Source organism: Amycolatopsis sp. WAC 01375, assembly GCF_003947325.1.
Taxonomy (GTDB): domain Bacteria; phylum Actinomycetota; class Actinomycetes; order Mycobacteriales; family Pseudonocardiaceae; genus Amycolatopsis.
On the sequence record NZ_QHHW01000010.1, the window covers coordinates 123627 to 136077 of the forward strand.

A 12451-nucleotide genomic window follows, 5' to 3' on the forward strand; every position below is an offset into this window, starting at 1 on the left:
CCGTCGTCCGCATGACCATCTCGCCGTTCAGGATCGATGTCCCCCAGCGTGACCTCGACGACCTCGCCGCCCGCCTGGCGAACACGCGCTGGCCGGACGAGCTCGACGGCGTCGGCTGGGGGCTCGGGACGCCGCTCGGATACCTGCAGGAGCTCGCCGAATACTGGCGCCTGCGTTACGACTGGCGTGCCCACGAGGAACGCCTCAACGGATTCCCCGGTTTCCTGACGGACATCGACGGCGCGAACGTCCACTTCCTGCACGCGCGGTCACCGGAGCCGGACGCGATCCCGCTGGTGCTCACGCACGGCTGGCCGGGGTCCATTGTGGAATTCCTCGACGTCGCCGGCCCCCTTGCGGACCCGCGTGCGTACGGCGGCGACCCCGGGGACGCGTTCCACGTCGTCGTGCCGTCGCTGCCGGGGTTCGGCTTCTCGGGGCCGACGACCGACGCGAACTGGGGCGCCGGCCGGACCGCCGATGCCTGGCAGGTGCTGATGTCGCGACTCGGGTACGAGCGCTTCGGGCTGCACGGCGGCGACTGGGGCGCGATCGTGTCGCGCGAGGTGGGCGTCCGGTGCCCGGAGCGGGTGATCGGCGCGCATCTGACGATGCTGCCGCACGCGGTGCCTCGCGGTGAGGCTGATCTCGCGGGCCTCACCGGTGAGGAACTCGCGCGGGGCGAGGCGGCGCTGGCGCGCGGGCGGGAGTTCCGGACCGGCGAGCTGGGGTACGCGATGATCCAGGCGACCAAACCGCAAACGCTTGCCTACGGGCTCACCGACTCACCGGCAGGACAGCTCGGGTGGCTGGTGGAGAAGTTCAAGTCCTATTCGGACTCCCGTGATGTCCCGGAAGACGCCATCGACCGCGACGACCTGCTCACCAGCGTGATGCTCTACTGGCTCACCGGGACCGCGAACTCGTCTTCGCGGATCTACGCCGCGCTGGGACCGGCTTGGGGCGCGAAGCCGCCGGAGTCCACAGTGCCCACCGGGGTGGCCGTGTTCCCGAAGGACACCGGCCTCCCGATCCGGCATCTCGCCGAGCGCACCGACAACATCGTGCACTGGTCCACTCCGGACCGCGGGGGTCACTTCCCGGGGCTGGAGGTGCCGGATCTGCTCATCGGCGACCTGCGGACGTTCTTCCGGCGGCTGCGTTGATGCCCCGCCGGCTGCAATGAAGGGGCCTTTCATAGCAAAATTTGCAATGAAAGGCCCCTTCATTGCACGCTCATGGCGCGTGTCAGAGGTACTGGCCGGGCCCGTGCGTCTCGCCGCCCGCAGCGTGCCCGCCAAGGGCACCGCCCGCGGAAGGACCGGCGGGGAGCCCACGCCGCATCTGCTCCAGCTGCACCCGCGCGGCCATCTGCTGCGCGAACAGCGCGGTCTGGATACCGCTGAAGAGCCCTTCCAGCCAGCCGACCAGCTGGGCCTGGGCGATCCGCAGCTCGGCATCGGACGGCGTCGAGTCCTCGGTGAACGGGCGCACCAGCCGCTCCAGCTCGTCCTGCAGCTCCGGCGCCAGCGCCTGTTCCAGCTCGCGGATCGAGGTCTGGTGGATCTCGCGCACGCGGGTGCGGCTCGCGTCGTCCAGCGGTGCGGCGCGGACCTCCTCGAGCAGCTGTTTGATCATCGTGCCGATGCGCATCACCTTGGCGGGTTCTTCGACGAGGTCGCCGAGCGACTCCTCCTGGGCCGCCTCCTCGCCGGAGCCGGGGGAGGCGAGGCGCGCGGTGCCGACCGGAGTGCCGTCGGGCCCGACGACCACCACGTGGGGCGAGGAGTCTCCGCCGCCGTCACCGGGGGTGTTCGATTCGCGGGAAACTGGGTCGGTCATGTGCTCCATCCTGGCCTACGTCGGGCGCGAAGCGCAGTGTGGTTTTCGGCGCCGTCTCCGAGCGTAGCGGGAATCGTCGCACCCCGTGTTCGGGCAGCCAACCCCGGGTAAAGCGCCAAACCGCACGTCCGTACGGTGTCCCCATGGCGTTCGACGTCGCTCGTATCCGTGGGTTGTTTCCCGCGCTGGGTGACGGCTGGATTCACTTCGACGGCGCCGCCGGAATGCTCGTACCTGAACAGGTCGCTTCGGCCGTATCCACGGCCATGCGCGCTCCGGTGTCCGGACCGGGTGGAGCGTTTCCGGCCTCCCAGCGCGCGGAAAGCATTGTCACGGCCGCTCGCCGGGCGGTCGCCGACCTGGTCGGCGCCGACCCGGCCGGAGTCGTGCTCGGGCCCAACGCGCCCGACCTCATCCGCCGTCTCGTCGACGCGATGGCCGATCGCTGGACGATCGGCGACGAGGTCGTCGTGTCCCGGCTCGACGAAGAGGCCAACCTCGCGCCGTGGCGCCGCGCCGCGAAGCGGGTCGGCGCGGTCGTTCGCTGGGGCGAGATCGACATCGAGACCTGCGAGCTGCCCGCGTGGCAGTACGAGAACCTCGTGTCCGCGCGCACCAAGGCCGTCGCGGTCACGCTGGCGTCCGGTTCGGTCGGCACGCGCCCCGACGTCCCGACGGTGATCGAGTTCGCCAAACGCGTCGGCGCGCTGGTCGTCGTCGACGCGACGTATGCGGCGCCGTTCGTGCCGCTGGACCTCAACGCGCTCGGCGCCGACGTGATGGTGGTTTCGGCGCAGGCCTGGGGCGGGCCCTCGGTGGGGGCGCTGGTGTTCCGCGACCCCGAACTGCTCGAACGCCTGCCGTCGGTCTCGCTCGACCCGGCCGCACGCGGTCCGGCCCGGATGGAGCTCGGACCGCACGCGTATCCGTTGCTGGCCGGCTTGATCGCGTCGATCGACTATCTGGCCGGATTGGACGACGCGGCCATGGGCTCGCGGCGCGAGAAGCTGGTGACGTCGCTGGGCTCGGCGAAGTCGTACCACGCGGGACTTCTGGCGCAGCTGTCCACCGAACTGCGGTCGCTGCGGCATGTCATGGTCATCGGCGACGCCATGCGCCGGATCCCCGCGCTCGCGTTCGCCGTCGCGGGCAAGAAAGCGCCCGAGGTCGCCGAATACCTGGCGTCCCAGGGGCTCTGCGCCTTCGCCGACGACGGTACGAGCGGCGTCTTCGGGTCGCTCGGCGCCGCCGAAGTCGGCGGCGCCGTCCGCATCGGCCTCGCGCACTACTCGAACGTCTTCGAGGTCAATCAGCTCGTCCGGGTGCTGGAAGAGATCCGCTAGGACTTCGCGGCGAGCAGAACCTTGCCGAAAACCGTGCCGTCCTCCAAAGCGCGGTGCGCGGAGGCGGCCTCGGCCATCGGGACGACCTGGCCGACGATCGGCTGCACCGAACCCTGCTCCACCAACGGCCACAGCCGTTCGCGGACGTCGGCGACGATCGCCGCCTTCTGCTCCAGCGGCCGCGAACGCAGGCCCGCGCCGAACATGCTCGCGCGTTTGGTCATCAGCTTGCCGATGTTGAGTTCGCCCTTGACCCCGCCCATCATGCCGATGACGACGAGCCTGCCGTCCATGGCCAGTGCGTCGATGTTGCGGTCGAGGTACTTGGCGCCCATGTTGTCGAGGATGACGTTCGCGCCGCCGGTCTCGGCGCGCAGGACCTCGACGAAATCCTGTTCCTTGTAGTTGATCGCGATGTCGGCGCCGAGCTGGCGGCAGCTCTCCAGCCGGTCTTCCGAACCCGCCGTCACCGCGACCGTCGCGCCGAGCGCCTTGGCGACCTGGATCGCGTGCGTGCCGATGCCGCCCGCCCCGCCGTGGACGAGCAGGACCTCGCCTTCGGACAGCTTGGCGTGCATCACCACGTTCGCCCAGACCGTGCACGCGACTTCGGGCAGTCCGGCGGCCGCGAGCAATTCGACTTCGGCGGGAAGCGGAAGCAGTTGTCCTGCCGGGACGGCGACCTTTTCCCCATAGCCGCCACCGGCGAGCAAAGCACAAACTTCGTCGCCGATTCGCCATCCCTCGACGCCTTCGCCGATTTCGGCGATCGTGCCCGAACATTCGAGCCCGAGAATTTCGCTCGCCCCCGGCGGGGGCGGGTAGTTGCCCTGGCGTTGCAGCAGGTCAGCACGGTTGACGGCGCTCGCGGCGACCTCGATGACGACTTCGCCCGAATCCGCTACCGGATCGGGGACCTCGGTCCATTCGAGAACATCGGGATCGCCGGGCTCACGGATGGTGATCGCGTACATACAAGCGACCCTATCCCGGTGTCGTAAAGTCCGCCGAACGTCGGTTGACCTGTGGCGCAAACCACATAAAGGTGACGCTCATGTCATATTCGCGAAGAAGCATTGTTCCCTCGATCGTGGTGATGGCCACCGCCGCGCTCACGGTCGGAATGGCTCCCGCTGCGACGGCCACGACCGGGCCCGAGGGCCCCGCGCTGGCCAAACAGCTCGTCAAGAAGGTCGACGTGAACAACGTCAACCGGCACCTGATCGCCATGCAGCGGATCTCGGACGCAAACGGCGGCCGCCGCGCCGCCAGCACCGAAGGGCACAAGAAGTCCGCGGAATACATCGCCACCAAGCTGGAGCAGGCCGGGTACTCGGTCACGCGGCAGGAGTTCCCGTTCACCTACGCGGAGACCCTCGCGGAGAAGCTGACGGTCGCGGGCGCCGACGTCCCGGTCATCATCATGTCCTACAGCCCGTCGACGCCGACGGGTGGAATCACCGCCCCGCTCGCCGTGGTCCCGGTCGACGACACGAGCGGCTGTGAAGCCGCGGACTACGCCGGCGGGGTCGCCGGCAAGATCGCGCTGATCCAGCGCGGTGGCTGCTCCTTCGCGCAGAAGCAGGCGACCGCCGCCGAGGCGGGCGCCGTCGGCGCGATCGTCTACAACAACGTCCCCGGCCCGGTCAACGGCACCCTCGGCGACCCGGCCGCCGGCAAGATCCCGACCGGCGGCATCACCCAGGCCGACGGCCAGGTGCTCGCCACCAAGGCCGGTTCCTCGGTCACCCTCGACCTGCGCGCCTTCCAGGAGGAGCGGACCAGCTACAACGTCCTCGCCGAGACCAAGACCGGTCGCAAGGACAACGTCGTGATGCTCGGCGCCCACCTCGACAGCGTCACCGAGGGGCCCGGCATCAACGACAACGGCACCGGTTCCGCCGCGCTGCTGGAGACCGCGCTGCAGCTGGGCAGCAAGCCCAAGGCCAACAACGCCGTCCGCTTCGGCTGGTGGAGCGCGGAGGAGTTCGGGCTCGTCGGCTCGACCCACTACGTCAACTCGCTGAGCTTCGAAGAGCAGCTCAACATCGCGCTGTACTACAACTACGACATGATCGGCTCGCCGAACGCGGCGTACTTCGCCTACGACGGTGACAACTCCGACGGTGTCGGCGCGGGCGCGGGCCCGTACGGTTCCGCGCAGCTCGAGCAGACGCTTGTGGACTACCTCCAGCTGGGCAAGGGTGTCCCGGTCGAAGGCACGGACTTCACCGGTCGTTCCGACTACGGCCAGTTCATCGCGGTCGGCATCCCGGCCGGTGGCCTGTTCACCGGTGCCGAAGGCGTGAAGACCGCCGCACAGGCCGCGAAGTGGGGTGGTAGCGCCGACGTTCCTTACGACAAGTGCTACCACCAGGCCTGCGACAACCTCGGCAACGTCGACCGCGTCGCGCTCGAGCGCAACTCGGACGCCGTCGCCTGGGCGCTGGGTGTGTACGCGACCAGCACCGCGAACATCAACGGTGTCTCGGGTGCCTCGGCTGCGAAGGCGAAGGCCCTTCGCGCCGCGGAGCGGTCTCAGCAGCGGAGCATGACGGCTTCCGTCCACGCTGACGACCACCACGGCCACGTCGCCGCGTAGTAGCTCTCTCAAGCGCAATGAAGGGGCCTTTCATCGCAAAATTTGCGATGAAAGGCCCCTTCATTGCGTCTCTGGAGATGCGCTGCTCAGGGACTCAGACCCCTGGAGACCGATGCTCCCGATGTGGCATTGGTGGCGCTCAGCGTCCCCAATGCCACATCGGGAGCACCGAGCGAGGGGAACTCAGCCCAGGCTGTTGGTCGCGAAGGTGTCGCACCGCGCCGGCTGGCCGGTCTGGAAGCCGGTGGTGAACCACTTCTTCCGCTGCGCCGAAGTGCCGTGGCTGAACTGCGACTCGTCGACCCGGCCGCCGCCGAGTTTGGACTGGATGTAGTCGTCGCCGATCCGCGAAGCGGTGTCCAGGGCGGAGTTGATGTCCTCCTGGGTGAGCTCGGTGAGCAGTGGCCGTCCCGTCTCGGTCGGCGTGGTCGTGGCGTGGTTCGCCCAGACGCCGGCGTAGCAGTCGGCCTGGAGTTCGAGCCGCACCGAACCCGACGTCGGCCCGCTCCCGGTGCCCTTTTTGGACACTCCGGTGAGGTTCTGCACGTGATGGCCGTATTCGTGGGCCAGCACGTACGCCTCCGCGAACGGTCCGCCCTGCGCGCCGAACCGGGTGCGGAGTTCGTTGAAGAACGCGAGATCGATGTAGACCTCGGAGTCGCCGGGGCAGTAGAACGGCCCGACGTCCGAAGTCGCGTTGCCGCAGGCCGTGTTCACGCCGCCGCTGAAGAAGTTGGTGACGGCCTTGCGATACGTCGAGCCGGACCGCTGGAACTCCTGCCCCCAGTAGTCCTGGATCGAGTTGATGGTGGCGACGATCGCGCAGTCGTGGTTGCGGTTCGCGTCCGCGCCGGTCTTGCATTCCTGCGACAGCGACGTGTTGTCCATCTGCTGTCCGGAGCCAAGGCCGCCGAGGCTGCCGACCGAGGACGGGTTCAGGCTCACGCCGCCGAACTGGGACATCAGGAAGTAGATGACGAGGCCGACCACGCTGAGCCCGCCGCCGCCGAGTGCCACCCGGCCGCCGATACCGCCGCCGCCACCACCGCCACCGCCGCGCAGGTCCTCGACCTCGGAGGTGTCCAGGCCCGCGCCTTCGTCGAATCGCACGGGGGGAAGCGTAGCCGGAAGAGCCCGGATATGCCTGGGTGCGGCCACGCAGCGCGGCCGCACCCAGAACTACCGAGGTTGTCTTGTACAGATCGCCGGTTGGCCGCGATCACCGGGCCGGCGCCGGGCGCTGCCGAGGCGGTCGAAGAGGCCGCGAACCCGAAACAGGCCGGAGTGACGCCGAATGCGCGAGAATTGTCGTGCGCATCTGAGATGCCCGCGCTCGTCGCTGTTCGCAGTCGCGACCGACCCGGTCCTTTCCGTTCCGGTCGCGGGGACACAGCAGGCGGTCAACCGCGAGAATCACCCGCCATACCACCACCTTGACCCTTCCCGGCTGGGGAGCGAGTCCGGCGATCGTCCGTGGAGATCGCCCGTTACTTGCCCGACCATCCGCTGACAAGAAGAATGCGCCTTTTCGCGCCGAGTCTCAACCTTTTCGTAACCCTCCTTCGGGCGAATGTCCCGTCCGGTTTTTCACCGGCCGAAAAGTGACCGGCGGGTATGCGCCTTGTGCGATCAACGCTCTACGCTGCGTGGATGGCGGTGGAGCAGAAGGAAGTGCGCTGGCTGTCCGAGTCGGAGATGGTCGCTTGGCGCTCGTACATCGTCGCCACCATGCGGCTGCGGCAGCGCCTGCATCGCGAACTTTCCGAGCGGCACGACGTCACGCTCGCCGACTACGAGGTCCTGGTCTGCCTTTCGCTCCAGTCCGACAACCGGATGCGGATGACGGAGCTGGCGAGCATGCTCGGCTCGACCAAGAGCAGGCTTTCGCACCAGATGGTCCGGCTGGAGGCCGAGGGGCTGATCCGCCGCACCCGTGACCCGGCGGACAAACGCGGCGTCGTCGCGGAGATGACCGGACGTGGCGCGGAACTGCTGGCGGGTGCCGCGCCGACGCACGTCGAGGGCGTCCGGGAGCATTTGATCGACCTGCTGAGCCCCGAAGAGCAGCAGGTGCTGGGGCGGGCTTTCGGCCGCGTGCTGGAGCACCTGTCGGCGATCGACGGTCTCCCGCGGCTGCCGCCGGTCACTTCTTGAGGGCGTTGAGCCGCGCGGCCTGACGCGTCAGGTGGGCGTGCTCGGCCAGGTCGGCCGCCTTTCCCGCGGCCTCGCTGTACAGCCGCGCCGCCGTCGCCAGGTCGCCGTCGCGCTCGTGGAGGTACGCCGCCACCGCCGTGTACCGCGGCAGCGAGCCGTCCAGTTTCGCCAGCGCCGCCAGGCCCGCGCGCGGTCCGTCCGCCTCGCCGACGGCCACCGCGCGGTTGAGCCGGACGACCGGGCTGCCGGTCAGCCGCGCGAGTTCGTCGTACCACTCGACGATCTGCACCCAGTCGGTCTCCTCGGCGGTGGGGGCGTCGGCGTGGAGCGCCGCGATGGCGGCCTGTGCCTGGAATTCGCCCAGCCTGTCGCGCGCCAGCGCCGCTTGCAGGATTTCGACGCCCTCGGCGATCAGGCGCGTGTCCCATTCGCCGCGGTCCTGTTCGGCGAGCGGCACCAGGTCGCCGCCTGGAGTCGTCCTGGCGGCGCGCCGGGCGTGGTGGAGCAGCATGAGGGCGAGCAGCCCGCGCACCTCGGGATGGTCGATCGAGGCCGAGAGCCGCCGGGTGAGCCGGATGGCTTCGGCGGCGAGGTCGACGTCGCCGGAGTAGCCCTCGTTGAACACCAGGTAGAGCACGCGGAGCACGGTGGCGACGTCACCCGCCTGGTCGAAACGCACCTCGGAGACGGTGCGTTTGGCCCGGCTGATGCGCTGCGCCATGGTCGCTTCGGGCACCAGGTACGCCTGGGCGATCTGCCGGGTGGTCAGCCCGCCGACGGCGCGCAGGGTGAGCGCGACCGCCGACGACGGCGTCAGTGACGGGTGGGCGCACAGGAAGTAGAGCTGCAGCGTGTCGTCCACCGCGGGGGCGGGCCCGGCCTCCGGTTCCTCTTCGACGAGGTCCTCGCGACGGCGACGGGCGGCGTCCGATCGGGCCATGTCGAGGAATTTGCGCCAGGCGACGGTGACGAGCCAGCCTTTCGGATCCTTCGGCCGGTCACCTGGCCAGACGCGGACGGCCTCGATCAGCGCTTCCTGCACGGCGTCCTCGGCCGCCGCGAAGTCGGCTCCGCGGCGGACGAGGATTCCGAGGACGTTCGGTGTAAGGCTGCGAAGGAGAGCCTCGTCCAGCTCGGTGTTCACTCCGTGATGACCAGGGGCTCGCCCCACAGCGGCCGCAGTTCGAGCCACTCGTGGATCGGCTTCCCGCCCGCGCCCGGAGCGGCCGACAGCTCGCCCGCCAGTTCGAGCGCGCGCTCGTAGCTGTCGACGTCGATCATCATCCAACCCGCGATGAGGTCCTTGGTCTCGGCGAAGGGGCCGTCGGTGACCGGCGGCTTGCCTTCGCCGTCGTACCGGACGAAGGTGCCTTCGGGGGCCAGGGCCTGTTCCCCGACGAACTCGCCGGTCTCCCGGAGCCGGTCCGCGAACTCCCTCATGTACTCGATGTGCGCGGTGATCTCGTCCGGCGCCCAGTGGGCCATCGGCACGTCGTTGACCGCCGCCGGAGCGCCGCGGTAGTGCTTGAGCAGCAGGTACTTCGCCATGACTTGTTCTCCTCGATGAGGGTGACGCGGCCGGGGTTCGGCCGCTTTCATCGCCAGGGACGGAGCCGGGTGCGGGTTCTCGACATCGTCGGGAACAGTAATGCTGCCCGATGACCGGGAACATAGCGGAGGCGACCGATTTCATCGGACCTCAGAACGGATTAATCGCGGAAAACCGGCCCTCAATGGCGTCTGGTGGTCCATACATCCGATCTCTAGCCTTCTTTATCGCGGCAGTTTTCCCTTCGCGAAAGGAAGAACCCCTTGTCCAAGGCAAAACGGCGATCCGCCGGCCTGCTGGTGACCGCCGGTCTCATCTGCGGCCTGTTCGTGGGTGAGACCGCGGGGGCCGTGGCCTCCGACATCCCGGCGGCACCCGCCGTCAAGGACCACAGCCGACCGCTGCCGCCCGGCGCGACCCCGGTGGCCCCGCTCGCCGCTTCCGTCGCTCAGGCGCAGATCGCCGCCAATCCGGTGATCTGCGAGGGTGACGGCGTCTCCGGCAAACGCGTCGAGCTGGTCTACGTCCGTGAAGCCGGCCAGCCCGACCGGTACGCGACCGTCGTGCCCTCCCTGCGCGCCTACGCGTCCGGGATCGACGACTCGTTCAACGACAGTGCCGCGGCCACGGGCGCCAGCAGGCATCTCCGGTACGTGACGACGGCGGGCGCGGGTTGCCAGGTCGCCGTCGGCAACCTCGTGGTGCCCAACGGCACGTACACCTCGGGTGCGATCCGCGACGCCGCCATCAACGCCGGTTTCCACCACGCCGACCGCGACTACATGCTGTTCTCCGACAACCCCCACACCTGTGCCGGCACGTGGGGCGACAGCGACGACCAGCCCGGTCCCGCCAACGCCTTCAACAACGGCAGGCACTACACGGAGATCGCCGTCCCCTGCTGGGGCGTGAACGCCGCCGCCCACGAACTCGGCCACATGCTCGGCGCCGTCCTGCCCGGCGCCCCGCACTACCAGGGCGGCGGGCACTGCTCCCAGGAATGGGACCTGATGTGTTACGGCGACACCCAGTCCTTCGACTGCACGGAGCGCGATTTCGATCGGCTGCTGGACTGCGGCAACGACGACTACTTCAGCACGAATCCCACGCCGGGCAGCTGGCTCGCCACCCATTGGAACGTCGCCAACAGCGCCTTCCTGATCAAGAAGGACACCCCGGACAACGACGACGGCCACGCACGCGGCGGGAAGACGTACGTCATCACCGGCGCCAATGGCAACGCCATCGACGTCGTGGGTTCGTCGACCGGCGGCCTCGTCGAACTCAGTCACCGGGCCCGCACGGATTCCCAGAGCCAGAAGTGGATCCTGGGCTACAACACCGGTCTTCAACTCGTGAACGCCAACAGCCAGCTGTGCGCCGACAGCGCCCAGAGCGGGACGGCGCCCGGCACGCACATCCTCCAGTACAACTGCAACGGCCAGAACGGCATGCGGTGGGCGTTCCAGCCGCTCGGCAACGGCAAGGTGGCGATCTTCAACTATCTGACGGGTTACGCGATCACCGAGGGCGGCGCGTATCCGGCCTCGCTCGTCCAGCAGCCCTACACCGGGGCGGCCAATCAACAGTGGACCCTGAACCCCGTCGCCGACCCCGGCCCGAAGGCGAGCACGAAGTACTACCTCACTGTCGCGACCAACGGCAACAGTGCCGCAGTGGTCGACGGCTCGTCGTCTTCCGGCGCGAAGATCACCCACGTGGCCAGGCAGAACGACAACGGCCAGAAGTGGAAGCTCACCGACGTGGGCGGCGGGTACTGGAGGATCTCGAACGAGCGGAGCGGCCTGTGCTTGCGGCCGGTCTCGGGCAGTACCGCGGACGGCGCGCTCCTCGAACAGACGCACTGCGGCTCGTCGACCAATCAGCAGTGGAAGCTGCTGCGTAGCGCCGACATGCGCTACGGGCTGGTGAACCGGGCGAGCCGGCTGGCGGTGCGGCAGGCTTCGATCCTTGAGCAGCGGCCCTTCGTGGGCGGTCGCAGCGACGAGACCGTCTGGGCTCTCGTGCCCGCGTGAAACGCGAAGCTCCCCAGGTCTGCGGACCTGGGGAGCTTGGTCTTCAAGACTGGCGGTAGCGGTGGGATTCGAACCCACGGAGGACAGAGCCCTCGCATGTTTTCAAGACATGTTCCTTCGGCCGCTCGGACACGCTACCGCTGTCGAGGATATCCGACGGTGCTTTGCCGGGATGCTTCGGATCTAGTCGAAGTCCCAGTCCGTCAGTATCCCGATGAAGAGGAAGAACGCCAGGAGGAGCACGATGATCGCGACGCCGATGTAGCCGATGATGATCGCCGCCAGCGCCATGCCCTGGCCGCCCGCTTCCCCGCGTTTGGCCTTGGAATGCGCGATATGCCCCATGATGACGCCCGCGATCGACGGCAGCCCGCTGCACGCGACGAGGCTGGCGATCGACACGACCAGCGCCGCGATCGCCAGACCCTGTTCCTGCGGCGGTTGCGGCGGGCCGTAGCCGTAGCCCGGCTGCTGGTACGGCTGCCCGTACGGAGGTTGCTGACCGTACGGCTGCTGCTGACCGTAGGGATCCTGCGGATATGTCACCGGCTCACCGTAACCGCCGGAGATCGGTTCAGGACGCTTGACTCTTCTCGGCCTTCGCCGCGATCCGCGCCTGGACCTCGGGACGGCGCAACGGCGGCACCGTCGCCGGCGGCTGACGGCGGGCGGGCAGTTCGGTCAGCAGCCGCCTGGTGATCTCGGTGATCTCGGCGACGGCGGCCTCGAACGGCTCACGGGTGGCGTCGGACAGGCTCTGCACCCCGGACACCTTGCGGACGTATTGGCGGGCGGCGGCCTCGATCTCGTCCGGCGTCGCCGCCGGCTCGAGGCCTCGAAGCGTGGTGATGTTCCGGCACATGACTCGATCGTACGTCCGCCCACCGACGTTTCCGGGTGCTCCGATCACACAGTCGGTTAGAAG

12 protein-coding genes and 1 tRNA gene are annotated in these 12451 nt (G+C 68.8%); 5 read left to right on the forward strand and 8 right to left on the reverse strand.

Going from position 1 to position 12451, the window contains the following annotated elements; genetic code table 11:
* Nucleotides 1–11 precede the first annotated feature (11 nt).
* On the forward strand, nt 12–1166 hold the full coding sequence (locus tag DL991_RS02820) for an epoxide hydrolase family protein (protein WP_125780618.1): 1155 nt from the start codon (nt 12–14) through the stop codon (nt 1164–1166).
* An 82-nt stretch (nt 1167–1248) separates the two neighbouring features.
* Here the strand turns inward: DL991_RS02820 and DL991_RS02825 are convergent, their stop codons facing one another.
* Nucleotides 1249–1851 carry a bacterial proteasome activator family protein gene (locus DL991_RS02825; protein ID WP_125780620.1) on the reverse strand — a complete coding sequence of 201 codons (603 nt, stop codon included), beginning with the start codon at nt 1849–1851 and terminating at the stop codon, nt 1249–1251.
* Between the two features lie 134 nt (nt 1852–1985).
* Here DL991_RS02825 and DL991_RS02830 point away from each other — a divergent pair, with 134 nt between their 5' ends.
* Nucleotides 1986–3185, forward strand: coding sequence for a cysteine desulfurase-like protein (locus tag DL991_RS02830; RefSeq protein ID WP_034309809.1), 1200 nt, complete (start codon nt 1986–1988; stop codon nt 3183–3185).
* On the opposite strand, the gene DL991_RS02835 is transcribed toward DL991_RS02830, so the two are convergent.
* Nucleotides 3182–4159 (reverse strand): NAD(P)H-quinone oxidoreductase, encoded by a 978-nt coding sequence (locus DL991_RS02835; protein WP_125780622.1) that lies wholly within the window; start codon nt 4157–4159, stop codon nt 3182–3184. The genes DL991_RS02830 and DL991_RS02835 overlap by 4 nt on opposite strands.
* 80 nt (nt 4160–4239) lie before the next feature.
* On the opposite strand from DL991_RS02835, the gene DL991_RS02840 reads away from it, so the two are divergent.
* Nucleotides 4240–5787, forward strand: a complete 1548-nt coding sequence (locus DL991_RS02840; RefSeq protein ID WP_199753798.1) for a M28 family metallopeptidase — start codon at nt 4240–4242, stop codon at nt 5785–5787.
* A 183-nt stretch (nt 5788–5970) separates the two neighbouring features.
* Here the strand turns inward: DL991_RS02840 and DL991_RS02845 are convergent, their stop codons facing one another.
* Nucleotides 5971–6897 (reverse strand): neutral zinc metallopeptidase, encoded by a 927-nt coding sequence (locus DL991_RS02845; protein ID WP_125780624.1) that lies wholly within the window; start codon nt 6895–6897, stop codon nt 5971–5973.
* Nucleotides 6898–7437: 540 nt separating this feature from the next.
* Here DL991_RS02845 and DL991_RS02850 point away from each other — a divergent pair.
* Nucleotides 7438–7941, forward strand: coding sequence for a MarR family winged helix-turn-helix transcriptional regulator (locus DL991_RS02850; protein WP_199746220.1), 504 nt, complete (start codon nt 7438–7440; stop codon nt 7939–7941).
* On the opposite strand, the gene DL991_RS02855 is transcribed toward DL991_RS02850, so the two are convergent.
* Both DL991_RS02855 and DL991_RS02860 read right to left on the reverse strand, forming a co-directional pair.
* Entirely contained in the window at nt 7931–9073 is a 1143-nt protein-coding gene (locus tag DL991_RS02855; protein WP_125780783.1) for an RNA polymerase sigma factor, read from the reverse strand. The genes DL991_RS02850 and DL991_RS02855 overlap by 11 nt on opposite strands.
* A gap of 8 nt (nt 9074–9081) precedes the next feature.
* Nucleotides 9082–9489 carry a YciI family protein gene (locus DL991_RS02860; RefSeq protein WP_125780626.1) on the reverse strand — a complete coding sequence of 136 codons (408 nt, stop codon included), beginning with the start codon at nt 9487–9489 and terminating at the stop codon, nt 9082–9084.
* Nucleotides 9490–9753: 264 nt separating this feature from the next.
* Between DL991_RS02860 and DL991_RS02865 the strand changes: the two genes are divergently transcribed.
* Nucleotides 9754–11526 carry an RICIN domain-containing protein gene (locus DL991_RS02865; RefSeq protein WP_125780628.1) on the forward strand — a complete coding sequence of 591 codons (1773 nt, stop codon included), beginning with the start codon at nt 9754–9756 and terminating at the stop codon, nt 11524–11526.
* A gap of 50 nt (nt 11527–11576) precedes the next feature.
* Here the strand turns inward: DL991_RS02865 and DL991_RS02870 are convergent.
* From DL991_RS02870 to DL991_RS02880, 3 genes are all read right to left on the reverse strand, one after another.
* Nucleotides 11577–11665, reverse strand: a tRNA-Ser gene (locus tag DL991_RS02870).
* Nucleotides 11666–11709: 44 nt separating this feature from the next.
* On the reverse strand, nt 11710–12072 hold the full coding sequence (locus DL991_RS02875; protein WP_125780630.1) for a DUF4190 domain-containing protein: 363 nt from the start codon (nt 12070–12072) through the stop codon (nt 11710–11712).
* A gap of 28 nt (nt 12073–12100) precedes the next feature.
* Nucleotides 12101–12388: a DUF2277 domain-containing protein gene (locus tag DL991_RS02880; protein ID WP_125780632.1), complete on the reverse strand. Its 288-nt coding sequence runs from the start codon at nt 12386–12388 to the stop codon at nt 12101–12103.
* Nucleotides 12389–12451 lie beyond the last annotated feature (63 nt).